The sequence below is a fragment of the Collinsella aerofaciens ATCC 25986 genome, assembly GCF_964237925.1.
GTDB classification, from domain to species: domain Bacteria; phylum Actinomycetota; class Coriobacteriia; order Coriobacteriales; family Coriobacteriaceae; genus Collinsella; species Collinsella aerofaciens_BJ.
This window is the reverse complement of sequence record NZ_CAXSKI010000001.1, coordinates 122,972-149,533: the sequence shown is the minus strand read 5'-3', so window position 1 is coordinate 149,533 and position 26,562 is coordinate 122,972. Positions and strand designations below refer to the sequence as shown.

General features: G+C 58.8%; 23 protein-coding genes. 21 read left to right on the top strand and 2 right to left on the bottom strand.

Annotated elements, in window-relative coordinates:
* The first annotated feature begins 105 nt into the window (after positions 1–105).
* The 10 genes from ACESWY_RS00650 (at position 106) to ACESWY_RS00605 (ending at position 12,006) form a co-directional block, all read left to right on the top strand.
* Positions 106–540: a hypothetical protein gene (locus ACESWY_RS00650; RefSeq protein ID WP_373092789.1), complete on the top strand. Its 435-nt coding sequence runs from the start codon at positions 106–108 to the stop codon at positions 538–540.
* 154 nt (positions 541–694) lie between these two features.
* Positions 695–907, top strand: a complete 213-nt coding sequence (locus tag ACESWY_RS00645) for a DUF6036 family nucleotidyltransferase (RefSeq protein WP_373092791.1) — start codon at positions 695–697, stop codon at positions 905–907.
* Positions 904–1,467 (top strand): hypothetical protein, encoded by a 564-nt coding sequence (locus ACESWY_RS00640; protein ID WP_373092793.1) that lies wholly within the window; start codon positions 904–906, stop codon positions 1,465–1,467. The genes ACESWY_RS00645 and ACESWY_RS00640 overlap by 4 nt, the downstream gene beginning before the upstream one ends.
* A 51-nt stretch (positions 1,468–1,518) precedes the next feature.
* Entirely contained in the window at positions 1,519–2,874 is a 1,356-nt protein-coding gene (locus ACESWY_RS00635) for a DNA recombination protein RmuC (RefSeq protein WP_373092795.1), read from the top strand.
* Positions 2,875–3,000: 126 nt separating this feature from the next.
* Positions 3,001–4,803, top strand: a complete 1,803-nt coding sequence (locus ACESWY_RS00630) for an ABC transporter ATP-binding protein (protein ID WP_373092797.1) — start codon at positions 3,001–3,003, stop codon at positions 4,801–4,803.
* Between the two features lie 63 nt (positions 4,804–4,866).
* On the top strand, positions 4,867–5,532 hold the full coding sequence (gene nth, locus ACESWY_RS00625) for an endonuclease III (protein WP_373092799.1): 666 nt from the start codon (positions 4,867–4,869) through the stop codon (positions 5,530–5,532).
* Positions 5,533–5,690: 158 nt separating this feature from the next.
* A complete protein-coding gene (mfd, locus tag ACESWY_RS00620) occupies positions 5,691–9,323 on the top strand; it encodes a transcription-repair coupling factor (RefSeq protein WP_373092801.1) in 3,633 nt (1,210 codons plus the stop codon).
* Between the two features lie 80 nt (positions 9,324–9,403).
* Positions 9,404–10,267 (top strand): phosphatase PAP2 family protein, encoded by an 864-nt coding sequence (locus ACESWY_RS00615; RefSeq protein WP_118226085.1) that lies wholly within the window; start codon positions 9,404–9,406, stop codon positions 10,265–10,267.
* Positions 10,268–10,312: 45 nt separating this feature from the next.
* A complete protein-coding gene (locus ACESWY_RS00610; protein ID WP_118226087.1) occupies positions 10,313–11,338 on the top strand; it encodes a threonine aldolase family protein in 1,026 nt (341 codons plus the stop codon).
* A gap of 77 nt (positions 11,339–11,415) precedes the next feature.
* The gene (locus tag ACESWY_RS00605) at positions 11,416–12,006 is read left to right on the top strand and encodes a GNAT family N-acetyltransferase (RefSeq protein ID WP_373092804.1); all 591 of its coding nucleotides are present in this window, start codon (positions 11,416–11,418) and stop codon (positions 12,004–12,006) included.
* A 21-nt stretch (positions 12,007–12,027) separates the two neighbouring features.
* Here the strand turns inward: ACESWY_RS00605 and ACESWY_RS00600 are convergent, their stop codons facing one another.
* Positions 12,028–12,750 (bottom strand): GntR family transcriptional regulator, encoded by a 723-nt coding sequence (locus tag ACESWY_RS00600; protein WP_373092806.1) that lies wholly within the window; start codon positions 12,748–12,750, stop codon positions 12,028–12,030.
* A gap of 375 nt (positions 12,751–13,125) precedes the next feature.
* On the opposite strand from ACESWY_RS00600, the gene ACESWY_RS00595 reads away from it, so the two are divergent.
* Together ACESWY_RS00595 and ACESWY_RS00590 are read left to right on the top strand one after the other, a co-directional pair.
* The gene (locus ACESWY_RS00595) at positions 13,126–13,923 is read left to right on the top strand and encodes a PTS mannose/fructose/sorbose/N-acetylgalactosamine transporter subunit IIC (protein WP_373092808.1); all 798 of its coding nucleotides are present in this window, start codon (positions 13,126–13,128) and stop codon (positions 13,921–13,923) included.
* 20 nt (positions 13,924–13,943) lie between these two features.
* The gene (locus tag ACESWY_RS00590) at positions 13,944–14,825 is read left to right on the top strand and encodes a PTS system mannose/fructose/sorbose family transporter subunit IID (protein ID WP_373092810.1); all 882 of its coding nucleotides are present in this window, start codon (positions 13,944–13,946) and stop codon (positions 14,823–14,825) included.
* Between the two features lie 1,215 nt (positions 14,826–16,040).
* Here ACESWY_RS00590 and ACESWY_RS00585 read toward each other — a convergent pair.
* Positions 16,041–16,910 (bottom strand): sugar phosphate isomerase/epimerase family protein, encoded by an 870-nt coding sequence (locus ACESWY_RS00585; RefSeq protein ID WP_373092812.1) that lies wholly within the window; start codon positions 16,908–16,910, stop codon positions 16,041–16,043.
* Positions 16,911–17,106: 196 nt separating this feature from the next.
* On the opposite strand from ACESWY_RS00585, the gene ACESWY_RS00580 reads away from it, so the two are divergent.
* The 9 genes from ACESWY_RS00580 (at position 17,107) to ACESWY_RS00540 (ending at position 26,485) form a co-directional block, all read left to right on the top strand.
* On the top strand, positions 17,107–17,532 hold the full coding sequence (locus ACESWY_RS00580; RefSeq protein ID WP_158572433.1) for a PTS sugar transporter subunit IIA: 426 nt from the start codon (positions 17,107–17,109) through the stop codon (positions 17,530–17,532).
* Entirely contained in the window at positions 17,529–17,996 is a 468-nt protein-coding gene (locus tag ACESWY_RS00575; RefSeq protein WP_118385297.1) for a PTS sugar transporter subunit IIB, read from the top strand. The genes ACESWY_RS00580 and ACESWY_RS00575 overlap by 4 nt, the downstream gene beginning before the upstream one ends.
* Before the next feature lie 297 nt (positions 17,997–18,293).
* Positions 18,294–19,277, top strand: coding sequence for an SIS domain-containing protein (locus tag ACESWY_RS00570; protein WP_373092815.1), 984 nt, complete (start codon positions 18,294–18,296; stop codon positions 19,275–19,277).
* 160 nt (positions 19,278–19,437) lie between these two features.
* Positions 19,438–20,067, top strand: coding sequence for an HAD family hydrolase (locus tag ACESWY_RS00565; protein ID WP_373092817.1), 630 nt, complete (start codon positions 19,438–19,440; stop codon positions 20,065–20,067).
* A 355-nt stretch (positions 20,068–20,422) separates the two neighbouring features.
* The gene (locus tag ACESWY_RS00560; protein ID WP_118450051.1) at positions 20,423–21,430 is read left to right on the top strand and encodes a YitT family protein; all 1,008 of its coding nucleotides are present in this window, start codon (positions 20,423–20,425) and stop codon (positions 21,428–21,430) included.
* 219 nt (positions 21,431–21,649) lie between these two features.
* On the top strand, positions 21,650–22,369 hold the full coding sequence (locus ACESWY_RS00555) for a GntR family transcriptional regulator (protein WP_373092820.1): 720 nt from the start codon (positions 21,650–21,652) through the stop codon (positions 22,367–22,369).
* 262 nt (positions 22,370–22,631) lie between these two features.
* Positions 22,632–24,614, top strand: coding sequence for a RecQ family ATP-dependent DNA helicase (locus ACESWY_RS00550; RefSeq protein ID WP_373092822.1), 1,983 nt, complete (start codon positions 22,632–22,634; stop codon positions 24,612–24,614).
* Positions 24,614–25,372, top strand: coding sequence for a GntR family transcriptional regulator (locus tag ACESWY_RS00545; protein WP_373092824.1), 759 nt, complete (start codon positions 24,614–24,616; stop codon positions 25,370–25,372). Before ACESWY_RS00550 ends, ACESWY_RS00545 begins: the two co-directional genes overlap by 1 nt.
* A 144-nt stretch (positions 25,373–25,516) precedes the next feature.
* Complete coding sequence (locus ACESWY_RS00540) at positions 25,517–26,485, top strand: SIS domain-containing protein (protein WP_373092826.1); 969 nt, start codon at positions 25,517–25,519, stop codon at positions 26,483–26,485.
* Positions 26,486–26,562: the final 77 nt, after the last annotated feature.

The window sequence follows — 26,562 nt, the reverse complement described above, 5'->3', positions numbered from 1 at the left end:
GAGCAAAAGAAACTTTGTGGCTATTGCCGGCGATTGCGTTGTCGCGGTCATGGCGGTGCGGGATGCTGGTCGTAAGCGTCGAATGCTCCGATTTTGGAGGCCAGCATGGATCTGTTTCTTGAGACTCCGCAGCAACAAGCTGAGCGCATGCTGCGTCAGCAGCAACGACTCATGGAGATGCAAATGCAAGGGGCGGCAGCCCAGCCCTTTGCGCAAAATGTCGTGCCCGCTGCTGTACCTGCAGCTGTGCCCGGGTGCGAATCGGCATCAGAGGCCTATTCCGTACAGCAAGATTCATATGCGCAGGAGCTCGCGTTCGACAAGCGTCGTGCGCGTCGTCGCCGCGTGGGCCAGCGCCTGCGCACATTGGCGATGATCGTGCTCATTCCGCTAGGCCTTGCGGCGATTTTCTTGGTCTCGTATGCGCTCACCTGCATCCTCAACGGTGCTTCGCCCAGCGAAGTGCTCCAACATCTGTCAGCCCTCGGCCAGCGCCTAGGCGATGTCATAACAACAATCCGCGCCGGCTGGGAGAGTTAGCGTTTGTCACATTAGGACTTCTAGGGTGTAGGGATTATCGCCACGAGTGGAATCCTTGCATCCTGTGGGTCCTGTCGTGCGACTGAATAGTATTATTGAAGATGAATAATAATAGGATTTGTTATGTATAAGCAGGATTTAGAGCAGACTCCTCTTGGAGGACCTGGCGGTAATGAAGCTCTATGCCTACCGTCCGAACGACATCATCGATCTTCATAGTCAGGCATTCGTCGACCGACTTGATTGGGGGCTGCTCGAACGGCTTATATTCGACGAGGGCGAGGCGCTGGCGTCGTCGCCTTCGGAGCGGAGTTATCAAGAGATGGTCTGCGCATACAGCCAATACAAAAAGGAGGTGCTCGGTTGAATCTGACCTTTGAGGGATTCTTAAAAGGCTATTGCCGAGAGCTATCCGGACAGCAGTCGCTCAGTTTTAGAAAACTGGTTAAGCAAGCGACGACGGTTGCGCCGCGCGTGGCGGAGCCCCTGTTTTTGCTCGCTTTGGCACAGGGTAAAGCCGAATACGTTCTGGGCTTATCCGAGGGTTCGTGGATGGAAGAGGGTTACCGAGGCGTTTTGTCCTTGTACGCCCAAACGGGTAGCCTGGCATCTCTATGCGCCGAGGACAAACTCCCCAACCGTTATGCCAACGTTTGGCGTGCGTATAGAGCGGTGAAGGAAAAGCCAGTGGCGGACAGGAGGATCAACGCCCTGATGCGAAAAAGAACGTTGGGAGCGCTAGGGGAATCGGGCGTAACGCGCTACGGTCTCTGCCGCGATTTGAATCTGAATAAGGGAAACGTGTACGCATACTTAGCCGGTGATGACTCAAAGGTGAGCAGGGAGACGGCGCGCCGCATTATGGAATATGCGGAGGAGAGGGGCGCCAAAGAAGGGGCCGGGCGCCCAGTGCGCGTGGCGGGGTAAGATTGATCGCGGTTTTGATTGATGATCGATTGGGTTTGTTGGGCGGAGACTATGTCTGCTATTGATATCGTGCTTGTTGTGATCGCCTTGGTGGCGGTGGGGGTTGCTGTGGCTTGTGCCCTGCAGCTCAAGGGCCTTCGCACCGAGCTGCGGGAGCGTGGCGATAGCGGGGCAGAGATGCTGGCTGCGCTCGAGCAGGCCAACAACGCGCTCGACATCCTGAACGTTGCGTTGGCAGAAACCCGCCGCACGGCAAATGCCATCGCGCAACAGCAGACGACCGATGCGGCCGTAGAGCAGCAGCGCTACCTGACCATCGCGCGTGAGTTCTCGCAGGCTGGCGACCGTATGGATGACCTGCGCCGCGAGACGGCCCAACAGCTCGGTGCCAACCGCGAGGGCATCGAGCACCGCCTGGACAAGGTGCGCGAGACGGTCGATGCCCAGCTGGGCGCCATCCGCAAGGACAACAACGTGCAGCTCGATCAGATGCGCGCGACGGTGGACGAGAAACTCTCCCGTACGCTCAACGATCGCCTGTCTGCATCGTTTAAGCAGGTGAGCGACCAGCTCGAGGCTGTGTACAAGGGTTTGGGCGATATGCAGTCCATTGCCACCGGCGTGGGCGATCTCAAGCGCGTGCTGGGCAATGTAAAAGCGCGCGGCATTTTGGGCGAGGTGCAGCTGGGTGCGATCTTGGCGGACATCCTTACGCCCGACCAGTATCTGGAAAACGTTGCCACCAAGCCTGGCGCCTCGGAGCGTGTTGAGTTTGCCGTCAAGCTGCCGGTAGACGAGGGCGATCCCGTGCTGCTGCCGATCGACTCCAAATTCCCGGGCGATGCGTACGAGCACCTGCTCGACGCGCAAGAGTCGGGCGACGCGGAGGCCGTCGCCGCAGCGCGCAAGACGCTCGATATGATGGTGAAACGCGAGGCAAAGGACATTTGCGAGAAGTACCTGAGCGTGCCCGCGACGACCAACTTTGGCATTCTGTTCGTGCCGTTTGAGGGCCTGTACGCCGAGGTCGTCAGCCGCTCCGGGCTTATCGAGACTCTGGGCCGCGACTATCACGTCAACGTTGCCGGCCCCAGCACCATGGCGGCCATCCTCAACAGTCTGCAGATGAGCTACCAGACGTTTAAGTTGCAAAAACGCACCGATGACGTGCTGCGCGTGCTTTCCGCCGTCAAGGCTGAGCTGCCGCGCTATCAGGCGGCGCTGCGCCGCGCCCAGCAGCAGATCGAGACCGCGGGTAAAACGGTCGAGGGCATTATCACCACGCGCACCAACGTTATGGAGCGCAAACTCAAGGACATCGATGCGCTGGAGGATGCCGAGGAGGCGGACGCGATCTTGGGGCTCACGTCCGCGGGCTTGCTCGCAGACCAAAAAGACGAGGACTAGCCGCAACGAACGGCGGGGCGCCGGCGTAAACGCGGGTGCCCTGCTGCTTTTCGCGTCGCACGTGCCTGAAGTGCGCTTTAGCGTGCAACAATGGCGTTTCGCCCTATCAGATGCGAAAGGAAGCCCATGTCTCAGAGAAGCACCAGTCCGCTCAAACGCTCCACCGTTCGCCGCACGCTGCAGCGTTTTTGGGACGTCACGCGCACACAACCGCTGATTGTCTTTCTCTCGGTGTTCTCGTCGGCGGGCTACATCTTTTTGCTCACGTTTGCCAACACCTACGTGATGGCCCTTATCGTTGACCGCGTTCAGGCCGGCCCCGTGGCGGGTGACCAGGTGTTTGAGGTCTTTGGCCCTTACATTCTGGCGCTGGTGCTCGTTAACCTAGTGGGCCAAATCCTCTCCAAGCTGCAGGACTACACCGTCTACAAGCTCGAGATTGCGGGTAATTATCACTTGGCGCGCCTGTGCTTTGACACACTCTCCAATCAATCCATGACATTCCACACCAGCCGCTTTGGCGGATCGCTTGTGAGCCAGACGAGCCGTTTTATGAGCGGCTACACGGGTCTGGTGGACGTAACGGTGTATTCGCTCATTCCCACCATCACCTCGGTTGTCTGCACGGTGGCGGCGCTCGCCCCGGTGGTGCCGACGTTTACCGTGATCCTGGTGGGCATTATGGTCGTCTACATCGCGTTTGTCTGGCTTATGTACAAGCGCATCATGCCGCTTTCGGCCGCGACGTCCGCCGCGCAGAACAAGCTGTCGGGCGTGCTGTCCGACGCGGTCACGAATATCCTGGCCGTCAAGACCTGTGGGCGCGAGGACTTTGAGCGCGACCTGTTCGATACCGCCGACCGCGCCGCGCGCGATGCCGAAACGGTTTCGATGCACGCCATGATGCAGCGCAACTTTACGACCTCGGGCCTTATCGTCATCACCATGGCCGTGGTGAGTGTGTTCGTCGCGGGTGGCAACGCGTGGTTTGGCATTTCGGCCGGCGCGCTCGTCATGATCTTTACCTATACGTACAACCTCACCATGCGTCTGAACTACGTAAGCTCCATGATGCAGCGCATCAACCGCGCGCTGGGCGATGCGGCCGAGATGACGCGCGTGCTGGACGAGCCGCGTCTGGTGGCAGACGACGAGAACGCCCCCGAGCTCAAGGTGGGCGAGGGCGCGATTGATTTTGAGCACCTGAGCTTTGCATACCGTGACGCCGCGGCGGGCGTGAGCGTGTTCGACGACCTGACGCTCCATGTGGCGGCGGGCCAGCGCGTGGGCCTGGTGGGCAAATCGGGCTCGGGCAAGACGACGCTCACCAAGTTATTGTTGCGCCTGGACGATGTACAGGGCGGTCGCGTGCTCGTGGACGGCCAGGACGTCTCGCGCTGCACGCAGCAGAGCCTGCGCCGCCAGGTTGCCTACGTGCCGCAGGAGGCGCTGCTGTTCCATCGCTCCATTCGCGAGAATATCGCCTACGGCCGCCCCGACGCCACCGACGAGCAGATCCGAGAGGCCGCGCGCCTGGCAAATGCCCTGGAGTTTATCGACCGCCTGCCCAACGGCTTTGACACCATGGTGGGCGAGCGCGGCGTCAAGCTCTCGGGCGGCCAACGCCAGCGCGTGGCCATCGCCCGCGCTATCCTGACCGACGCGCCGATTTTGGTGCTCGACGAGGCGACGTCTGCCCTGGATAGCGAGTCCGAGGCGCTGGTGCAGGAGGCGCTCGAGAACCTTATGCGCGGCCGCACCTCCATTGTGGTGGCGCATCGCCTGTCCACCGTGGCGGCGCTCGACCGCATCGTGGTGCTGGCGGACGGCGAGATTGTCGAGGACGGTACGCATGCGCAGCTTGTCGAGGCGGGCGGCGAGTACGCAAGCCTGTGGGGCCGCCAGACCGGCGCATTTTTGGAGGCGTAAAGACCCCATACGTGGGACAATCGTGCCAATAGGTTTGTTATGCCGCTGAGCCGAGGAGTCGTTATGCCACGCGAGACCAATGCCGCCAAACGCGAGCGCGCCGTTGAGGTGTGCGAGCGCCTTAACCGTCGCTATGGCCCGGTCGAGTGCTTTTTGGACCATGAGAATCCCTTTAGGCTGCTCATCGCGGTGCTACTCTCGGCGCAGACGACCGACGCGCAGGTCAACAAAGTGACGCCGAAGCTGTTTTCCCAGTGGCCCACGCCCGAGGCCATGGCGGGGGCGAGCGTGGCCGATGTGGCCGATACCATTAAGTCGCTTGGCTTTTATAAGAGTAAGGCCAAACACGCCGTGGAGGCCGCGCAGATGATCGTCGCCGATTATGGCGGCGAGGTACCGGCCGACATGAAGGAGCTCGTCAAGCTGCCGGGCGTTGGCCGCAAGACGGCGAACATCGTGCTCAACGTGGGGTTTGGCATTGTCGAGGGCATCGCGGTCGACACGCACGTCAACCGCATCGCGCACCGCCTGATGCTGAGCCCCAAGACGCATGCCAAGGAGCCGCTCAAGACCGAGCAAGATCTGCTCAAGATTTTGCCGCACGAGTATTGGGAGTCGGTCAACCACCAGTGGATCACCTTTGGCCGCGAGGTCTGCGACGCCCGCAAGCCTAAGTGCGACGAGTGTCCGCTGGCGGATTTGTGTCCCAGCGTGCGCGTGGCGGGGTAGGGCGGAACGCATTTTCGTCTGGCGTTTTTTGCGGGGCTTGGTTTGCCCTTGAGCCGGAGTCCTTCTCCATGCGCTACCATGACAACAATGATCTTTGACGTACGACCCGCCGAGCTTGCCTCGGCGGGCTTTTGGCGTTGCGATGCCGGAGGAACAGCATGCTCATTCACCGTATAGCCGCGCAGCTCTACACTGCCGAGGCCTTGCAGGCCGTCGAGGCCGGACTCGATGCCGGCGAGGACGTGACGCTGGCCGTGTCGCAATCGGGCCGTACGCTTATGGCGGCAGCCCAGTTTGCGCGCCGTCCGCGCCCCACGGTCTACATTGTGAGCGGCGAGGACGCGGCCGATCGCGCCGCGCGCAGCCTTGCCGCCTACGTGGGTCTGGCACACGTGTGCCGTTTTCCCGAGCGCAAGGACTATCCGTGGCGCGAGCAGGCGCCCGACGATGCTGTGGTTGCCCAGCGCTGCGAGGCCCTGGGACGCATCGTTCGCGGTGACAACTGCATCATGGTCGCCTCGGCCCGCGCGCTGCTGCGCTGCGTGCCGCCGGTCGAGAGTCGCTATTGGGAGTCCACCACTTTTGCGGTGGGCGAGGAGATTCCTTTTGACGAGGTGCCGCAGCGCCTGGTGGGCATGGGTTACACCAATGCCGGCGCCGCCGACGCGCCTGGCCTGTTCCACGTGCACGGCGACACCGTCGAGGTGTTCCCCGCGCAGGAAAAAGCGCCCGTGCGCATCGAGTTCTTCGGCGACGAGATCGATCGCATCCGTCGCATGGTGAGCTCAACGGGGCAGACCATCGGCAACGAGGACAGCATCGAGATCTTCCCCTGCCGTGAGCTGGCGCTTACCGACGAGGCCGTCCACAACATGCATGTGGCGCTTTATCGCGCCAGCCAGGACGACAGCAAACTGGCCGCATTGCTCGAGATGGTGGATGCGCGCATCGTCACGCCCGAGCTCGACCGCTTTTTGCCGGTGATGTACGGCCAGACCGTGAGCCCGCTGGCGCACGTGAGCGGCAAGGCGCTCGTGGTGCTGTCCGAGCCGCGCTCGCTGTTCGACGATTGCCTGCGTGCCTACGAGGATATCGAGGCCCGTGCCGGCGAGGCGGGGGTCGACCGACTGGATGGCCTGTATGTACGTGCCCAGCAGCTCGATTTTGGTGCTCAGCAGCGCCTGAACTACGTAAGCCTCATCCGTGCCGGCGGTGCGGTTACGGCCGAGCTCAAGATTGAGCAGCCGGCCATCGCGGGTTCGGACAATCGCTTTATGACGCGCATTCAGGAAGTCGTGGGCAAGCGTTACGCCTGCGTGTTTGCCATTCCCGACCGCGGTGCGCGCGAGTCGATGGAGCTCACCTTTGGCGACGAGGGCATTACCTTTGAGGAATCGCTGACCGCGGCGCCCGAAAACGCCGGCGTCATTGGCGAGCGCGTGCGCGTGGCGGCGGCAGATTCTGCCGACCGTGCTGCCCGTCAGGATGCCCATGCTGCAATTCGCGAGCGCAAGGCCGACGCGCTCAACGCCCGCTCGCTCGAGGCAGGTGCCGCCCAGGCAGCCGCCGGCGCCGCCGTGCCCACCATCTCGCGCGGGCGCGTGACCTTTGTGGACGCTGCCCTGCCGCAGGGCGTGGTGGTGCCCGATGCCAACCTGGCCGTGTTCTCGATCGCCGACCTCAACGCCCGCATGGATGCCAACCGCGCGCGCAGCCGCCGCAAGGTTGACATTACGCAGATCACCTTCCCGTTTAAGCCGGGCGACTACGTGGTGCACGCTACCCACGGCATCGCGCTCTTTAGCGAGATCGCGCGTCAGGAAGTGGGCGGCAAGGAACGCGACTACTTTTTGCTGGAATATGCCGATGGCGACAAGCTCTACGTGCCGCTGGAGCAGGTTGACCGCATCACACGCTATGTTGGCCCCGACGGCGACAAGCCGCGCCTGACCAGGCTCAACACTGCCGACTGGACGCGTGCCACCAATAAGGCGCGCAAGAATGCCAAAAAGCTGGCGTTTGACCTGGTCGACCTGTATACGCGCCGCTCGTCGATCGCAGGCATCGCCTGCCCGCCCGATACGCCCGAGCAGATCGAGATGGAGGAGAGCTTCCCCTACGACGAGACGCGCGACCAGCTGGAGGCTATCGCCGACATCAAGGCCGACATGGAGGCGCCCAAGCCCATGGACCGCCTGCTGTGCGGCGACGTGGGTTTCGGCAAGACCGAGGTTGCCCTGCGCGCGGCGTTTAAGTGCGTGGACTCCGGCCGCCAAGTCATGGTGCTCTGCCCCACGACCATTCTGGCCCAGCAGCACTACGAGACGTTTTTTGAGCGCTTTGCCCCGTTTGGCCTGGAGGTCGAAGTGCTCAGCCGCTTCCGCACCCCGGCGCAGCAGAAGCGTGCGCTTAAGGCGTTTGCCGAGGGCACGATTGATGTGCTCATCGGCACGCACCGCTTGCTTTCGGCCGATGTGAACCCCAAGAACCTGGGCATGGTGATCATCGACGAGGAGCAGCGCTTTGGCGTTCAGCACAAGGAGCAGCTCAAGAACCTGCGCGAGCAGATTGACGTGCTCACGCTTTCGGCAACGCCGATTCCGCGAACCATGCAGATGGCCACGAGCGGCGTGCGCGACATGAGCCTGATCACCACACCGCCGACCGGGCGTCGTCCCGTGATCGTGCACGTGGGGGAGTACGACCCCGACGTGGTGAGTGCGGCGATTCGCCTGGAGGTGGGCCGCGGCGGTCAGGTGTATTACGTGTCCAACCGCGTCAAGACTATCGACGACGCCGTGGCGCGCGTGCACGAGGCCGCGCCCGAGGCGCGCGTGGGTGTGGCACACGGCAAGATGAGCCCGCGCGAGGTCGAGGACGTGATGATCGAGTTCGCGACCAAAAAGATCGACGTGCTCATCGCCACGACCATCGTGGAGAGCGGCATCGACAACTCGACCGCCAACACACTGATCATCGAGGACTCGCAGCGCCTAGGTCTGGCGCAGCTCTACCAGCTCAAGGGCCGTGTGGGCCGCTCTGCCACGCAGGCCTATGCGTACTTTATGTTCCCGGGCGAGCTGCCGCTTACCGAGGAGGCTACGGCACGCCTGACCGCACTTTCCGAGTTTCAGGACCTGGGCAGCGGCATGCGCATCGCCATGCGTGACCTGGAGATCCGTGGTGCCGGCTCGCTCATGGGCGCCGAGCAGCACGGCAACCTGTCGAGTGTGGGCTTTGACCTGTTTACGCAGATGCTGGGGCAGGCCGTGGCCGAGGCGCGCGGCGACGACGATGCCGGCGTGGAGGCGGCGAGCGTGGGCATTAACCTGCCGGCCGACTACTTCTTGTCCGAGGAGTACATGCCGGCGGTGGACCAGCGCGTGCTCGTGTACCGCAAGCTCGCTGCGGCTGAGGACCTGGAGAGTATCGACGAGGTGCAGGAGGAGACCGAGGCCGCGCATGGCGAACTGCCGTTGGCGGGACTCAACCTGTTCAACCGCGCGCGCATCCGTATTCGCGGCGAGCGCCTGGGGCTCGAGAGCGTCACGCTCAGTGGTGGACGCATTACCTTCCTGGGGGTTGACGTTCCCAAGAAGGTGGCCTTTGAGTTCAAGAATCGCTATGGCGCGGTGAACTTCCCCAAGAGCCGCAAGCTATCGGTGCCCTACAAGGCGGGCGCCGGCGCGGGCAGCGGCCTGGGTCGCGGCCTCGACGCCAACGACGGCACCGGCCCGGTGGCCGCGGCACTCATGCTGTTGCAACAATTAGGCGCGAGCGACGATGACTAACAAGTAGGGGGCGTGGCGGGACGAAGTCATCTTTGTCCCGCCACGTTGCGAGTTGATTCCGGCCCCATCGAAAGGAAAGCATGTTCGGATACATCTATAAGAAAGATGTCGCCATTATCGCGGTTGTCCTGTGCCTTTGTCTGGGCGTGGGCAGCTTCTTCGATTATCAGATTTCGAGCGCGCTGTTCAATATCGGCAGCATGTACGGCCGCTTTATCGAGGCTGCCGGCGAGCTACCGTTCGAGCTGACGGCAAGCGTCGCGGGCGTCATGCTCGTGCGTGCGGTGCGTCCCGACTCCAGGGGGAGCAAATGGCTCGCCGTGCTCGGCATCCTCGTCAACGTTGGCCTGGTCGGCTACGAGATCGTTTCGTCCCTGCGGGTTGGCGGCAAACTCATCGCTGCTCAGTTGGTGCTGACATTTGTGCTGGTCATCGTCGCTAACCTTATCGTCTATCGCCTCACGCGCGCGACCGCGCCCGACGAGCTCACGCGCTGGGCGTTGATGGTACTTGCCGTGTGGGTCGCTCAGGCCATTATCCTCAACGTGATCGTCAAGCCGCTGTGGTCGCGCCCGCGCATGCGCGTGATCGAGGTGACGCCGGGGCTCGATTTTCAGCCGTGGTGGGTGATCGGCAACCCCGACAAGTGGACCTATATCGCCGCCGGCGTGATCAAGGACGGGTTCAAGTCGTTCGCGAGCGGACACACGGCGCACGCGGCGATCGGCCTTATGCTCGCCGGGCTTCCCGCGGCAGCCTTTAAGGAAAAACCTTCGCGTCGCCGCGTGATCTTTTGGGCGGCGGCTGTGGTCGCGGCGCTCGTCGCCTTTGGCCGTATCGTGATCGGAGCTCACTTTTTGAGCGACGTGAGCTGCGGCTTTGCCCTGGTGTTGGCGCTTGAGTGCCTTGCCGCGCGCGTTGCCTATCCCAACGGCGTACAATAGCCCCGTTTGAATCATCGGGCCCGTGCCCGGCTAGAGAGGATTGCCATGCTCGCGTTTAACAACGACTACTCCCACGGCGCACATCCGGCAGTGCTGCAGGCACTCGTCGACACCAACATGGAGCCGCAGCCCGGCTACGGTACCGATGCGCACACCGAGCGCGCCAAGCAACTTATTCGCGAGGCCTGCCAGGCCCCCGATGCCGACGTGTTTTTTCTGGTGGGCGGCACGCAGGCCAACGCGACGGTGATCGACATGCTGCTTGCGCCCTACGAGGGCGTCGTTGCTGCTGAGACTGGCCACGTCGCCTGCCACGAGGCGGGCGCTATCGAGTTTGGCGGCCACAAGGTGCTCACCATCCCCGGCTACGAGGGCAAGATGCATGCCGAGGACCTCGAGAACTATATCCAGGTGTTCTACGAAAACGAGAGCTACGAGCACACGGTGTTCCCGGGTGCCGTGTATGTGAGCCTATCGACCGAGTACGGCACGCTGTACTCCAAGGCCGAGCTCGCGGCGATTCACGCGGTGTGCCAGAAGCGCGAGATTCCGCTGTTTGTGGACGGTGCTCGCCTGGCCTATGCGCTGGCGGCCGATGAGTGCGACATTACCCTGCCCGAGCTGGCGCAGCTGTGTGACGTGTTCTACATCGGCGGCACCAAGTGTGGTGCGCTCTGCGGCGAGGCTGTGGTGTTCTGTGGCATGCACGCCCCGGCGCACCCCATTCCGCGTATTAAGCAGCATGGCGCACTGCTCGCCAAGGGCCGCCTGATGGGTGTGCAGTTCGAGGCTCTTTTTACCGATGGCCTGTATTTTGAGATTGGTCGCCAGGCGATTGAGACCGCTCAGGCGCTTCGTCGTGTGCTGCACGAGCGCGGCTACCAGTTCTTCTTGGAGACGCCCACGAACCAGCAGTTCGTGATTCTGCCCAACGAGGATATGGCCCGCATTCGCGAGCATGCGGCGATCGAGTACTGGGAAAAGTACGACGATACTCATACGGTGGTGCGCTTTTGCACCAGCTGGGCCACGACGCAGGAGGACATCGACGCGCTGGCGGCTGTCCTGTAGCCTGATGTAATGACGAGGGGCCGCCCTGCGCTGGGTTTGGCGCAGGGCGGCCTTTGCTTTTGGGGGAGAAGAGTTGTATGACCGAGATGTCCGAGCCGACGATTCGCCTGGCGACGCCCGAAGACGCGCCGGCGTTGCTTGCCATCTATGAGCCATATGTGCGCCAGACGGCGATTACCTGCGAATACGAGGTGCCGAGCGTTGAGGAGTTCGCCGGGCGCATCGAGCGTACGCTCAAGCGCTATCCGTACCTGGTGATGGAGCTGGACGGGCGTCCGATAGGCTATGCCTATGTGAGTCCGCTCAACAGCCGCGAGGCATACGACTGGTCGGTCGAGACGTCGATCTACCTGGCACGCGATGTGCGCCATGGCGGGCTGGGTCGCAAGTTGCACGATACGCTCAAGCAATGCCTGATTGCGATGGGCATCACCAACATGTGCGCGCTCATCGCCGTGCCGCACGATAAGGACGACGAGTATCTGACGCACAACAGCCAGGATTTCCATGCCCATATGGGATATCGCCTGGTGGGTGCCTTCGACCGCTGCGCCCAAAAGTTCGGCCGCTGGTACGACATGTGTTGGATGGAGCTGGTCCTAGCCGAGCGCACGCCCAACCAGCCCAAGCCAACCTGGTTCCCCGACCTCCCCAAACCTACCATTTAGGGACAGGTTTATTTTGGCAGGTTAGCCGATGGGCTCGGTGTATTTGGCGCGGTCGGTGCGTTGGATGCGCTTGGAGACATGGAGCGGGCGGCCGTCGGTGTCGTAGACGTAGTCGGTGATTAGGATCAGCGCCTGCCCGCGCTCAACGTTGAGCAAAAACGCCTCGTTTTGCGAGGCATAGCACACTTCAAAGGTCTTATGCCCCTGTGCCGGCGCGCGATGGAATTCCTGGCGCAGCGTGGCGTAGAGCGAACCGTTGATATCGCGGTCGATGAGTGCTTCAAAGCTCGGTGGTAGATAGGTAGTCTCCAGGCACAGCGGCGCATCGTCCAGATAACGCAGACGGACAAGTTTGACGAGCTTGCTGCCCACGGCGGCGTCAAAGAACTTAGCTATGCTGCCGCCCGCCTTGGTAAAGCCCGAGTCCACCGTGCGCGTGGTGGGCTTCATTCCCTGGCCTTCGACCTGCTTGGTATAGCTCGAAAACACCAGGTTGTTCTCGTGGAGTGCCGGCGTGTCGGCCACAAAGGCACCACGCCCGCGCTCGGTGCGAACCAGACCCTCATCAACGAGCACCTTAAGGGCATGGCGCACGGTGCTGCGCGACAGCCCTGATTCGTCCATGAGTTCCATCTCGGACGGCAGCTTGTCTCCGCGTGCGTAGATGCCGGCGGCGATGCGGTCACGCAGCATGCTCGCCAAGCGCTCGTATTGGGCCAGTTTCTTCTTGACCGAAATGCTCATACGGCTAACCTGTATCCTACTTTTATGCCTAATCAATCAAGCATGTATCTTTTATATACCCATAAAACTGCTGGTAATGAGCCGGTAAAGGGCACGTACCTTTCCCTTTCACCAAGATTGAGTTGAGCAATATAGCGCATCTAGATATTAGTCAACTCATAATTAGTTTAGTTCTATAAGTTTTACTAATTAGCCACCTATTGACCGTTCGCCTCTAAAAATCTACCGTTTGTCCTGGTTAATTGGAAAATTAGTGTATACAACATATAAGACGTATATGATGACTTATATCAGACGGGTACAAGATCCGGACTTGTATGCTGTCCTTCGCAACGTAGGATGTTGTGATTAGGAATAGTTGGAAAGGAGACGGTAATGAATCAGCTTTATGCAGCAGTAGCCGTTGGCCTCGTGGGTGTCATTTGCATCATGGACTCACGCATGTTGGGTCGATTGAGCATTGAACGACCTCTTATTGGCGCGACTATGGTCGGTATCGTATTGGGAGATATTCCTACCGCTTTGGCGGCTGGCGCAACGCTGGAACTGATGAGCATTGGCCTGATTAATGTCGGTGCTGCAATGATTCCCGATATGAATATGGGATCAATTGTTGCTACGGCGTTTTGCATTCTGACGGGCGCTGGCCCAGAGGCTGCATTGACTATTGCGGTTCCCGTAGCTGCCTTTGGCCAGGCAATTGGTCTTGCGGTACGTATGGTGCTCGCGGCGTTTTCCCATAAAGCAGACGTTCTCATTGACCAGGGAAAGTTCAAGCAGGCACTTCATCTGCACATTATTTGGGGAAATGTCCTGTATGCGCTGATGTATTTCGTTCCCATTTTCTTGGCGATCTATGTGGGAACTGATTTCGTACAGGCTATTGTGGGCATGATTCCCGATTGGGTGACTAGCGGTCTCAGCCTTGCTGGAAATGTTCTTACGGCGCTCGGTATGGCTCTGCTGCTTAATATTATGCTCACGAAGAAGATGGCCCTGTTCTTCTTCGTTGGATTCTTTGCTGCCGCTTTCCTCAGCATTAACGTGACTGCAGTTGCTATCTTCGCAGTTCTGCTCGCACTTATTCTCTCAGACATTAAGTTTCATGATGGCGGAAGCCAGCTCGCGGCGCAGTCGGCAGATGATTACGATCCGCTTGAGGACGACGACTAGGTATCGAGGAGGTCATTAAAATGGTGGAGCAGACTGTTGGAGCTCAGGCATCCGAAACTACTGAGCTTAAAAGCCTTGAACCGCAAAGCGTTTCTGAGAATAAACGACTTTGGCAATTCTTTTGGCGAACATGGGCGATTCAGGCTTCGTGGAATTACGAGGGCCAAATGAATCTGGGCTTCCTGTATTCAATCGCCCCTACTCTTGATCGAATCTATGCGGATGAATCTGATCCCGAGATTCTGCAGCGAAAGAAAGACGCTTATCATCGCCACACCGCTCTTTATAACATTACGCAGCAGCTTAATAGCTTTGTGCTTGGACTTGCTGCGTCCATGGAGGAAGAGTATGCGCGCGATCCGAAGAACTTTAACCCTGAAGTTATCAACAGCTTAAAGGTTTCGCTCATGGGTCCGCTTTCGGGCATCGGTGATTCATTGCTCGAGGGAACCCTTCGAATTATTTCCTTTGGTCTTGGTGCGTCTCTCGCCGCTCAGGGTTCAATTCTCGGTCCAATTTTGGCTCTTTTGATTTCAGGTATTCCTAAAGCCCTCATTACCTGGTTCGGCGGAAAGTTCGGATATACGCTCGGCGCTGATTATGTCAAGCAGCTACAGGGTGGCGGCATGATGGAGCGTGTCATGTATATGGCGAGCGTAGTCGGTTTGATGACCGTGGGCGCAATGATTGCCACCATGGTTGGGATTACGACTCCTCTGCAATTTCAGGACGGTGCCGTAGTGATTCAGGATGTCTTGGACGGCATTTTCCCGGCAATGATTCCTCTGGCAGTTACCATGCTGTTCTACTGGCTTCTTAAAAAGAAGGCAAGTCTGACAGTTCTCCTGCTCGGTGGCATCGCAGTGAGCCTTATCGCTAGCTTCTTGGGCGTGCTCGCTTAGACCTTGCTTTAAGAGGGATTAAAATAATATGTTTTAATCAGGGGCATCGACCGTGTCGGTGCCCCTGATTTCGTCTAAAGTGATTCTGGATTGATGCCTTGTTGGCATTGTTTATAGAAAGTCGTTTTCAATGGCGTGATGACAAATTAACCTAATACTCATCGCTGCGCTGATCGTCTTCGACTAATGGGTATCCAGGCTTTAGTCAAGAGAACCGGGCTTATAGGACAAAATGTGTGTCCGCATTGGGGGCATCGGCGCAGGTCGATGCCCCTTTTTCAGCCGTTTAAATTCCGAGTCCGTTTTTAACCATTCGGACAGAATATGTGTCCGGTTTGCCCATCGTTCCCGCGGGTCGATGACCTTTTCCGGAACCGTTAAACCCTTTCGGAAGAGGTGCCCATGAAGGCCGTTTACGGGATCGCTCGCCCTTTTTGGAAGAGGTGGATGCAGAGATGTGAATATGGGAGGGGGTACATGCGGGCTCCGGGTATGTTTGCCCCTTGTGTCTGCGATTGTTCCTGCGTGGGTGTTTAGAACTGTCCGCGAGCAAATATAGGGTAGATTGGTTTGCGTGAGATCCTCGAGGCATTTGCCTTATTAAAACGTTAGAAGACTGCTGTCAGCGGTCACTGAAGTGTGGCGTTTGGGTGCGATGAGGTGTCTGAGCGAATTCTTAGCCCCTGCTCCACGGCCTATAGTACATCTCGGTTGCCGTTAAACGGTTCGATACTTGTCTTCGTTGCCATTGGATTGCCAAGCGATGCGGAGGCGAGGAATTTCCATATTGGGTAACGGACTAAGGCATGGGAGGCTTTTGGGCTGAAGCGAGTGCGCTGGTCGTTGCGGAACGCGATTGACTAATCTATGCGGGCTTTGCGTTGCAGCGGCTGGGGCGTACTCGAGGTGATGGAGGTGTGCGGATGGTGGTTGAAATCGGGAAGACGGTCGGATTTCTATCCAAAGCCGGCAAATAGGGTTAAGTCTGCATGAACTAACAGCCGTATTCCAGGCGCTTGGATGCCGGATTGACTTGCTTCGAATCGGGCGCTGCTCCAACTATTTCGGTAACAAACCTGCTCTGGCTAGTCTCCATCTGTAACGTTAACTCCCCCTTGCATGCCTCTTTGAGGTCTGCTAGAACGGTAATGTCTTTTCAGAGAAAATGGGCATCAGCTGACGCTGATGCCCATTTCAAAGCTGCTTGTCATCAAATTATCGTGAGCCAGCTGCCGCTATGCCCTCAATGCTGCGGTAGGCCTCTAAATAGGCAGACATCGAGCGCGCGTCTGCTGCCATTGGATTCGTGAGTGTTTCTGAATCCGTGCATTCAACGCTTAGAACTCCTGTGTAGCCGTTGCGCTCAAAGGTCATAATATCTTCCGCGATATTTCGATTGCCATCACCGAGTGCGAGATGAAGCGAACGTTCTCCTGTGTCAACATAATGCGAATGAATCAAATTAGCGCCAAATGCGTCGAAATATCCCTGTATGGTATCTCCAGCGCTGACCATTGCACCGATATCGAGGCATACCTTAAGGGCCGTTTCATCAACCATCTCAAGTAACAACTCGAGGTCCTTAACAGTATTGGCAATTCGCGATTCCGGTGCTCGAAGTGCTTCAATGGCAAGATTTATGCCTTGCGACTCTGCATAGTGAGCAACTTTCTTGAGCATAGATGCACTTCGCTCTCGTGCTAGTTCTACCGGTTCATCGTAGTATGCCCAACCGCTGGTAACTAACACCTGGCTTGCTCCAAGCGTTTTTGCAACATCGATCGCACGGGTAAAGTATGCAAGGGTGCGATTTTGAATTGACTTATCCTTTGCGGCCATATTGTGCGGCTTGGGGTTGCATTGTTCGGGGCAGATGCCGTGAACACGTACGCCGAATTTATCCATTAATGCTAAAACGCGTTCCGTTGGATCGTTTTGCTGGTAATCCATAAAAAAATGCTGCGGGGATGTCCACAGCTCAACGCACGGATAACCCAGCTTGGATGCGTTTTCAAAAAAAACGTCCAAGTCATAAAACATGTAATGATGGTTCATGGTGGCAAGTTCGATACGTCGCCCGGTCATCAGTTCTCCCTTCAGACAAAATGGTATAAAACGTCACAGACGTTATATATAATTATAGCCAAGGAGGTGTCCTATGCCAGTTTGCTTGTCTGTTCGCCGTGAACGGTAGGAAATAGCCGGCAAACGGAAAGAAATATATTATCTAGACATACACGTATATAACGTCTATGATGTAGACAACCGATAGGAGGTAATGATGAATCAGATAATTCTTGCATCGCATGGTGGGCTTGCCGCTGGAGCCCGCGATACACTTGAAATGATTATCGGAGATGTATCACGTGTCCATGTCATTTCATTGAAAAGAGATGATAAGGACCAAATTGACGAGCGCACAATTGCCTTAATCGATTCTTTTGATGCGTCCGATAAGGTCTACATTTTGACGGATATGATGGGCAGCAGCGTAAATAACTCAATGGTATCTGTCTTGTCAAAGAGGGCTTCAGTAAGTGTGATCGCTGGGATGAACTTCCCTCTGATTCTCGAGATAGCATTGTCGAGCGATCCGCTTCCGCAATCGCGGCTTGATGAAATAATTGCTCAGAGCAGGGCGGGTATTCAGGATGTAGCTGCCCTTTTGGCTCAGAAGGCACAGGAAGATGAGGAGGACGACCTATGATTAAGCTTGTTCGTTTGGATTACCGCTTGGTTCATGGACAGGTTCTGGCAGCATGGGTAAATCAAATCAGCGCACAACGAATTATTGTCGTTGACGACGCTGCGGCCAATGACGAGATGAGGTCTGCTGCATTAAAGTTGGCAAAACCTGCGGGGATCAGGCTCAATATCTTTACAACGGAGAAAACCATTGCAAAGATGCCTAAGATTCTTGAGCTAAAAGAAAACATCATGATGGTATTCGGTACAACTAGGGCCTTAGTTGATGTTTGCAGTGCGACTGGTGCAATTACTGAAGTGCAGTACGGCGCGACCTTTAACAAAGAAGGTTCGAAGCAGATTGACCAAAGCGTTTTTCTGGACGATTCGGAAATCAACGATACGCGCGAGCTGCTTGGGATGGGGATTAAGCTCTACAGCCAGCAGACTCCGTCATTCCCGAAGGATCCAATTACGTCTGTCTAGTGTTTGCTGAGTAGCGCAACACCCGACGCGAATGATGGATAAATTCGTGACCGCCATCGTGGGCGGCATCGCCCTCTTCGCGGCCGGCATCCTGGCCTAGTCGCGACCAAGCGCCTAACCGCTTTCCCCGGGGGCCTGCCTGGCATCCCATACCCCAGGCAGGCTTCCATTCCTATACGTGACAATGGGACAGTCCCTTTGTCGCATTCTTAACGGGCCGACGACTCGGTCCAAATCACGGTAACCCTGCGTGCGTCCGGCAAAGTGGCGCCGCAAAAATCGAAAGGAATGTGTCAGATGTACGAGATCGACCTTAACCTCCCTAAGCAGATCGTCGCTGACGTCCTGTCCAACCACGAGATCCACAGCGTCGCCTTCGTCGGCTGCGGTGCTTCCATGTCCGACCTTTACCCCGCCAAGTACTTCCTGGCCAACAACACGGACAAGCTGAACGTTCAGATTTTCACCGCTAACGAGTTCAACTACGACACGCCTTCCTGGGTCAACGAGCACACCTTCGTGATCACCTGCTCCCTCGGTGGCTCCACGCCCGAGACCGTCGAGGCCAACAAGACCGCCAAGAAGCACAACTGCCCGGTCGTCTCCCTCACCAACAAGCCTGGCTCCGCTCTGACCGTCGACGCCGACCACGTTATCGTTCACGGCTTCCACGCCAACTACGCTGCCAAGTGCGAGAAGCCCGGCTATGCCATCGCTCTTGCTGTCGAGATCCTTCAGCAGACCGAGGGCTATGACCACTACGAGGACATGATCACCGGCCTCACCAACGTCTTCGATCTCTGCGAGAACGCCGCTCAGCACTGCAAGAAGCTCGCCAAGAAGTTCGCCGAGGACTTCAAGGACGACAAGATGATCTACTTCATGGCTTCCGGCGCCTCCGAGAAGATGGCTTACTCTCACGCCGCCTTCCTGTTCACCGAGATGCAGTGGATCGACGCCGCCGCCTACAACACCGGCGAGTACTTCCACGGCCCGTTCGAGGTTTCCACCGAGGGTAAGCCCTACGTCTTCTTCATGTCCGATGGCGCCACCCGTCCGATGGACGCCCGCGCCCTCACCTTCCTTGAGCGCATGGGCGCCAAGGTCGCTCTGATTGACTCCAAGGACTACGGCCTGGCTGATGCCGTGCCCGCGAGCGTCATCACCTACTTCAACCCGCTGCTGCACCTCGCCGTTATGCGCGAGTATGGCAACCAGATCGCCGAGGCTCGTCAGCACCCGCTGACCATGCGTCGCTACATGTGGAAGCTTTCCTACTAATCACAAGTAAGTAGACCTTACAGGTTGATTGAGAGGGGATGGGGTTTGCGCCCCGTCCCCTTTTTTGCTCTGGGGAGGGCGTGTCTGTCGTGTCATAAAACCCCAGATAAAACCTACCAAAATAAACCTGTCCCTTTTTGGCAGGTGGGAGGAGATGCGTATGATCAAGGCGGTGCTGTTTGACATGGACGGCGTGCTGGTCGATACCGAGTGGTTCTACAACCGTCGCCGCGTGGCGTTTATGGAGGAGCATGGCATTACGTACGATAGAATTCCAGATCTTTCGGGGTCTAATGAACCGGCAATCTGGGAAGCTTTAGTTCCTGGCAATCTCACGTTACGCGAGGAATTGCTCACGGAATATAAAAAAAGATATTGCCCCGCTCATCCCGTTCCGTATGCCGAGCTACTCAACGAGCAGACGGAGCCGGTGATGCGTGAGCTGCACGACCGCGGCGTGAAGTGCGCCATCGCGAGCTCGTCCTATCGCGAGCTGATCGACGAGCTAGTGGAGATTGCCGGTATTGCCGACGTGCTGGACTACACTATCAGCGGTCACGAGTGCAGTGCGTTTAAGCCCGACCCCGAGATCTACCTGCGTGCCATGGAGGCGCTGGAGGTGGAGCCTACCGAGTGCCTGGTTATCGAGGATTCGCCTTTGGGCATCGAGGCCGGCAAGCGCTCCGGCGCCCGCGTCCTGGCACTGCGTCCGCACGAGGGCGTCAACCTCGACCAATCGCGAGCCGATGCCGTTATCGATAATCTGACCGACATTTTGGCCGCTTTGTAATGTCAATCCGCCGCGAGAAGCACAGGTTCAAACGTTTTTTGCGGTGGACTGGCTCAATTTGGTTTCGATTTTGATCCGTTTGGCTTCGATTCGGGCTAAGTGAGTAGACTTTTTGGCGCAGGCTGAGCACAATGCATATCTTCCTTTGTAAAACCGCAGGTCACAGAGGTGGCTGTTTTGGGTGTGCTCGGCAGATCGTAAAAAGTCTACTCACTTGGAATTTAGCCCTTTGGTCGTGGGGGTTGCTGGTCCCGTTTTGGTTGTCGAGAGAGGGTGAATTGAAGCGCCCCCGCACGCTCCATGCTACAATCGCGGGCATGCCCCACAACTACATCTGCCTTCGAAGGGAGCCTACGTGGCGAACGCCATCGAACAGCTCACGGATCGCGTGCTCGTGCTCGGCCGCCTCACCATCGTCCGCCGCGCCATCACCGCCGTGGCGGTCACCATTTCTGCCGTTCTCCAGACATTTCTGATCCAGGCGTTCATTCAACCCGCCGACCTGCTTCCGAGCGGTCTCACCGGCGTCGCGGTCCTACTCGATCGCGTTACCTCGCTGGGCGGCGTCCACATCGACATCTCGCTCGGTATGCTTGCGCTCAACATTCCCGTGGCGCTCCTATGCTGGAGCGGCATCAGCAAGCGCTTCGTCATCTTCTCGATGATGCAGGTCGTGCTCTCATCGCTGTTCCTCAACATCTTTCACTTTGCTCCGTTTTTGGGCGACAAGATCATGCTCATCATTTTTGGCGGCGTGGTCTCGGGTCTGGGCGCTGCCATCGCGCTAAAGTCCGGCGCATCCACCGGCGGCACCGACTTTATCGCGCTGTGGGTCTCCAATCACACGGGCAAGACTATCTGGGGTGTCATCTTTGGTTTCAACTGCTTTATCCTGGCGATCTTTGGCTTTATGTTTGGCTGGGACAATGCGGCGTACTCCATCGTGTTCCAGTTTATTTCGACCAAGACCATCGACAGTTTCTATCGTCGCTACGACCGCGTGACGCTGCAGATCACGACGCGCAAGGCAGACGAGGTCATGACCGCCTATGTTGACCATTTTCAGCACGGCATTAGCTGTGCCGAGGTCATCGGCGGATACAGCCGCGAAAAGATGTACCTGCTGCACGCCGTTGTCTCGACCTACGAGAGCCAGGACATTATCAAGCTGGTGTGCGACATTGATCCCGGTGCCGTGATCAACGTGTTCCACACGCTCAACTTTGTGGGCGGCTGGTGGGGCGGTCATGTCGACGAGCCCATGCCCACGGCCGTACCCGATCCCGACAAGCCCGCGCGCATGGCCAGCAGGCAGGCGCGCCTCAGCGAGCAGGACAGCCTGCAGCAGGACGACGGCAAGTAGGGTATTGGCATTTTGCCGGCCCGGCGCAACCCTTCCGCATGAGCCCCTCGAAAGCCCCGTTGCTTTCGAGGGACTTTCGTTTGCCCAGATAAAACCTACCAAAATGAAGCTGTCGCTTTTTGGTAGGGATGGTGTATCGTTTTATCAATATGAGATAATATGAAACTAGACGTTATATACGTATTAGTTATTTCGATATTTCGATAAGAGTGATCAGATATGCCTGCACCCAAAAATGCACCGCTTTACCAGCAGATTTATGACGAAATCAAAGATGCGATCGAGAAAGGTGTTTATGCACCCAAGGAGCGTATTCCGTCCGAGCTTGAGCTAGCCGAGCAGTACGACGTGAGCCGAATTACGGTGCGCCGCGCCGTCGAGGAGTTGTGCTCCGATGGCTACCTGGTTAAGCAGCAGGGCCGCGGCACCTTTGTTTCCACGCCGCACATCAATCGCCAGTTTCACGCCTCGACGCTGCAGACGTTTACCGCGCTGTGTGCCAACAACGGCATGAAGGCCGGTGCGCATGTGATCGATCGCCAGATCGTTCCGGCGCGCCAAAACGAGATGGAGTTCTTTGGCCTGCAGAAGGATGCGCTGCTGCTGCATATCAAGCGCGTGCGTACGGCCGACGGCGAGCCCATCTTTGAGGAGAACATCTTTGTGCCGTTTGATGCCTACCGTGAGCTGTTGACGGCCGATCTTGAGGACAAGTCGATTTTTGCCGAGGTCGAGCGTGTTGGCGGAATCCCGATTGTCTCGGTTGGCTACCGTACGGTCGAGGCCGTTCGAGCTAATGCCGAGCAGGCGGCCGAGCTGGGCATTGCCCCGCATGATCCGCTGCTCAACCTGCGCGCCGGCTTTACCGGTCCCAATGGCGAGCCGGTCTTGCTCGGCAAACAGTACTACGTGGGCAGCCGCTACGTCATGGTCATATAAGTTACGCGGTTTTACCAAACCGCGTAACGGGCCGACGCCGCAAGCCCGCCAGAGCGGCAATTTGCAGAATGAGCGTGGATAATCTCCCGTTTTTGGCTCAACGGCGTGCTCAAAGTGGGAGATTATCCACGCTCATCCGGAAAGTGTCCAAAAATCCGCGCTCGTTCCCTTCGGATTGCATCGCCCGTGGCCGGCAGCGGCGCGGCACCGGTCCGCGTGGCGGCGTATAATCGGCGGCAGATGACTTGAACGTTAGGAAACCATGACCGATAGCATGCAGCAGATGGCGCTCGACACGCTCGGCGCCTATTTTGGCTACACCTCGTTTCGCCCGGGACAGGACCGCATGGTCGATGCGATCCTTGCCGGTCGCGATGCGCTGGGCGTTATGCCCACGGGCGCCGGCAAGTCCATTTGCTACCAGGTGCCCGCGCTCATGCTGCCCGGCATCACCTTTGTGGTGAGTCCGCTGCTGTCGCTTATGGAGGACCAGACCCGTGCGCTGCTTGCGGCGGGTGCGCGACCCAGCTATCTCAACTCCAGCCTTACCCCGGCTCAGCAAAACACCGTGCTCAAGCGGGCGTGCGAGGGCCGCTACCAGCTTATGTACGTGGCGCCCGAGCGCCTGCTCGAGCCACGCTTTTTAACCTTTGCACAGGAGGCCGCGGCCGACGGCGGCATCGGCGTGCCGCTCGTGGCCATTGACGAGGCGCACTGCGTGAGCCAATGGGGCCAGGATTTTCGCCCCGCCTACCTGCAGATTCGCGAGTTCATCGAATCGCTTCCGCAGCGTCCCATTGTGGCGGCCTTTACCGCTACGGCAACCGAGCGCGTGCGTGCGGACATCCAGCAGATGCTCGGCCTGCAAAACCCCGCGACGGTGGTGACGGGCTTCGATCGCAAGAACCTCTACTTTGGCTGCGAGGAGATGGGCGACAAAGCCAAGACCGCCTGGGTGCGCGACTATGTGATCGCGCATTCGGGCGAGAGCGGCATCGTGTATTGCTCGACCCGCAAGACCGTCGATGCGCTGGCAGGTGAGCTTGCCGAGGCGCTGGGCCCCAGTGGCATTCGCGTTGGCCGTTACCATGCCGGCATGGGCAACGACGCCCGCCGCCAAAGCCAGCGCGCCTTTATCGACGACGATATCCAGGTGATGGTTGCCACCAACGCCTTTGGCATGGGCATCGACAAACCCAACGTGCGCTACGTGATTCACAACAACGTGCCCGAGAGTATCGAGGCCTACTACCAGGAGGCTGGCCGCGCTGGCCGCGACGGCGACCCGGCCAGCTGCCACTTGCTGTGGAACGGTAACGATTTTCGCATGTGCCGCTTTCTGATCGACCGCGGCGATGCTGCCGACGAGGCGCTCGACGACGAGCAGCGCGCGTGGGCGCTCCAGAATCGATATCGCCTGCTCAGCCAGATGGAGGGCTACTGCAATACCACCGGTTGCCTGCGCGAATACATGCTGCGCTACTTTGGCGACGAGGCCGCGGCCGAGCATGCGGCTGCGGCTGGCGCGGGCACCACCGCCACGGACGACGCCGAGGGCTGCGGCAACTGCAGCAATTGCCTCACGCAGTTCGAGGTCGAGGACGTCACCGATATGGCCCGCGCCGCTGTGCGCTACGTGGCCGCGCGACCCATGCGCTTTGGCAAGTCGCTCATCGCCGACGTGCTTCACGGCGGCAACACCGAGCGCATTCGCCAGATGCATCTGGACGAGGACCGCGGCTATGGTGAGCTGTCGAGCGAATCGGTCGGGCGCATCAAGGACATCATCGGCCAGCTGTGCGGCCGCGGTTATCTGGCTACCTCGCAGGGGCAGTACCCGGTCGTGGGGCTGGGCCCGCGCGCCGGCGAGGTCGAGGACGAGGCGTTTGCCTTTACCGTTAAGCGTCGCGCGTCCAAGCGCAAGGCCTCGGCCCGTGCCCGCCGTGCGGTTGATCTGCTGCGCGAGGAGGCCGAGCTGGATCAGCGCCCGCGCGTGGGTGACGATGTCGAGCTGTTCGAGCGCCTGCGTGCCCTGCGCAAGGAGATTTCGACCGAGCTGGAGATAGCGCCGTACATGGTCTTCTCCGACAAGGCCCTGCGCGGTCTGTGCCGCCTGCGCCCGCAGACGCGCGACGAGCTTATCCAGGTCAACGGCATCGGCGAGAAAAAGGCCGATGCCTTTGGCGAGCAGTTTATGGCAGCGATTGAAGAGTTTGAGTCCGAGCATGCACGGAATGGAGCGTAATGATGGCATCCGACGATAAAACCGAGCGCACTGAGGTGTCCGCCGTGCCGCTGTACCAGCAGGTAATGGACGACCTAAAAGGCGAGATCGCGCGTGGCGTGTACGCATCCGGCTCGCGCATTCCTTCCGAGATGGAGCTCGCGAAGTACTACGGCGTGGGACGCATCACCGTGCGCCGCGCCATCGAGGAGCTGTCGCGGGCGGGGTATCTCAACCGCCAGCAGGGGAGGGGCACGTTTGTGTGTGCGCCCAAACTCAAGCGCAAGATTGTCCAGAAGGGTGATGTTCAGAGCTTTTCCGAGGGTTGCGCTGCCAACGACATGGCGGCCGGAGCACGCCTGGTGTCGCGCACGGTGGTTGCGGCGACGCGCGAGGACGCGGCGTTTTTTGGGGTGGAACCCGGCTGCGAGCTCATCGTTGTCGAGCGCGTGCGCACGGCAGACGGCGTGCCCGTCATGCTCGAAAACAACGCTTTTGTGCTGGCTGACCATCCCTATCTGCAGACGCTTGCCGACAAGGATCTCACGGACAATTCCATCTTTGCGCTCGTTGCCGAGCATTCGGGCCGCGCGCCGCTCAAGTCCGACCCCTGTACTGTGGAGATTGCGCTTGCCGATGCTCAGGCGGCCTCGCTGCTGGAGGTGCCGGTCGGCGAGCCGCTCTTCTATATGGAGGCGTACTTTACCGATGAGGACGAGCGGCCCTTGCTGCTCGGACGCCAAAAGATCGTGGGTTCGCGCTACGTGTTCGACATCTAACGTCCACAGATAGAACGATATAGAACAAATTTGGTGAGATGGCTTCACGTGCGTCGTCATGCGTGCTATAAATAGGACAACATAGAACGACCGCAGGTACGAGCTGACGTCGTTCAAAACCGCCACACAAGGAGGAGCATCACCATGAACGCACACGATCTGATTCAGGAAATTATCGAGCGCAAGGGCAAGATTGAGAATGTCTTTTGGATCGCCTGCGGCGGTTCGATGATCGACCTGATGCCGGCCAACGAGCTGCTCAAGCGCGAGGCAACCACGTTTACCTCGACGGTCTACACGGCACGCGAGTTTTGCCTGATGGCCCCCAAGAGCCTTGGCGAGAAGTCGCTCGTCATCGCCTGCAGCCACAGCGGCAATACGCAGGAGGTCGTCGACGGCTGCGAGATGGCGCTGGCAGCCGGCGCCGAGGTCGTGGCCATGACCGACTGCGAAGGCTCCAAGATCGATAACGGCAAGTGGACTACCTGGGTCTATCCGTGGGGCGAGGACGTGCCGCAGGCCGAGGTGCCGCAGGGCATCGGCGCTCTGATCGCTGCCGAACTGCTCGACCAGCAGGAGGGTTACGAGGCACTCGCCGACATGTACGCCGGCCTTAAGCAGATGGATGCCCTGCTGCCCGCTGCCCGCGAGAAGGTCAACGCCGAGCTGGGCGATCGCTTTGCCGAGCTCTGCCAGCAGCACGAGTTCTTCTATATCCTGGGTTCCGGCCCCAACTTTAGCCAGACCTACGCTATGGCCATCTGCTCGCTCATGGAGATGCAGTGGCAGCACTGCTGCTATATCCACTCCGGCGAGTACTTCCACGGCCCGTTCGAAGCCACCGAGCCCGGCGTGTTCTACTTTGTACAGCTCGGATCGGGCGAGTGCCGTCCCATGGAGGAGCGTGCACTTGCGTTCCTCAACACGCACACCGATACGGTTATGGTGCTCGATGCGCTCGAGTACGGCGTGGACGAGGTGCCCGCCAGCGTGCGTTCGTTCCTGGAGCCGATCTTCTTCTATGCGATGAGCTGCGAGCTGCGCGCCGCCCGCGGCAAGGTGTTCGACCACAGCCCCGAGGTCCGTCGCTACATGGGCATCGAGCAGTACTAGGCACCGGGAAAAGTATTCACCTTCGATTCGCAAGGGCACTGCGTGAGTCAAAAAAGCGGGCCGCGCCGGGGATTTCC

Excerpts from the sequence above, each read along its gene's own strand:
- ACESWY_RS00650 (WP_373092789.1), top strand. The coding sequence starts at position 106 with ATGGATCTGTTTCTTGAGACTCCGCAGCAACAAGCTGAGCGCATGCTG.
- ACESWY_RS00635 (WP_373092795.1), top strand. The coding sequence starts at position 1,519 with ATGTCTGCTATTGATATCGTGCTTGTTGTGATCGCCTTGGTGGCGGTG.
- ACESWY_RS00630 (WP_373092797.1), top strand. The coding sequence starts at position 3,001 with ATGTCTCAGAGAAGCACCAGTCCGCTCAAACGCTCCACCGTTCGCCGC.
- nth (WP_373092799.1), top strand. The coding sequence starts at position 4,867 with ATGCCACGCGAGACCAATGCCGCCAAACGCGAGCGCGCCGTTGAGGTG.
- mfd (WP_373092801.1), top strand. The coding sequence starts at position 5,691 with ATGCTCATTCACCGTATAGCCGCGCAGCTCTACACTGCCGAGGCCTTG.
- ACESWY_RS00615 (WP_118226085.1), top strand. The coding sequence starts at position 9,404 with ATGTTCGGATACATCTATAAGAAAGATGTCGCCATTATCGCGGTTGTC.
- ACESWY_RS00610 (WP_118226087.1), top strand. The coding sequence starts at position 10,313 with ATGCTCGCGTTTAACAACGACTACTCCCACGGCGCACATCCGGCAGTG.
- ACESWY_RS00605 (WP_373092804.1), top strand. The coding sequence starts at position 11,416 with ATGACCGAGATGTCCGAGCCGACGATTCGCCTGGCGACGCCCGAAGAC.
- ACESWY_RS00600 (WP_373092806.1), bottom strand. The coding sequence starts at position 12,750 with ATGAGCATTTCGGTCAAGAAGAAACTGGCCCAATACGAGCGCTTGGCG.
- ACESWY_RS00595 (WP_373092808.1), top strand. The coding sequence starts at position 13,126 with ATGAATCAGCTTTATGCAGCAGTAGCCGTTGGCCTCGTGGGTGTCATT.
- ACESWY_RS00590 (WP_373092810.1), top strand. The coding sequence starts at position 13,944 with ATGGTGGAGCAGACTGTTGGAGCTCAGGCATCCGAAACTACTGAGCTT.
- ACESWY_RS00585 (WP_373092812.1), bottom strand. The coding sequence starts at position 16,910 with ATGACCGGGCGACGTATCGAACTTGCCACCATGAACCATCATTACATG.
- ACESWY_RS00580 (WP_158572433.1), top strand. The coding sequence starts at position 17,107 with ATGAATCAGATAATTCTTGCATCGCATGGTGGGCTTGCCGCTGGAGCC.
- ACESWY_RS00575 (WP_118385297.1), top strand. The coding sequence starts at position 17,529 with ATGATTAAGCTTGTTCGTTTGGATTACCGCTTGGTTCATGGACAGGTT.
- ACESWY_RS00570 (WP_373092815.1), top strand. The coding sequence starts at position 18,294 with ATGTACGAGATCGACCTTAACCTCCCTAAGCAGATCGTCGCTGACGTC.
- ACESWY_RS00565 (WP_373092817.1), top strand. The coding sequence starts at position 19,438 with ATGATCAAGGCGGTGCTGTTTGACATGGACGGCGTGCTGGTCGATACC.
- ACESWY_RS00555 (WP_373092820.1), top strand. The coding sequence starts at position 21,650 with ATGCCTGCACCCAAAAATGCACCGCTTTACCAGCAGATTTATGACGAA.
- ACESWY_RS00550 (WP_373092822.1), top strand. The coding sequence starts at position 22,632 with ATGACCGATAGCATGCAGCAGATGGCGCTCGACACGCTCGGCGCCTAT.
- ACESWY_RS00545 (WP_373092824.1), top strand. The coding sequence starts at position 24,614 with ATGATGGCATCCGACGATAAAACCGAGCGCACTGAGGTGTCCGCCGTG.
- ACESWY_RS00540 (WP_373092826.1), top strand. The coding sequence starts at position 25,517 with ATGAACGCACACGATCTGATTCAGGAAATTATCGAGCGCAAGGGCAAG.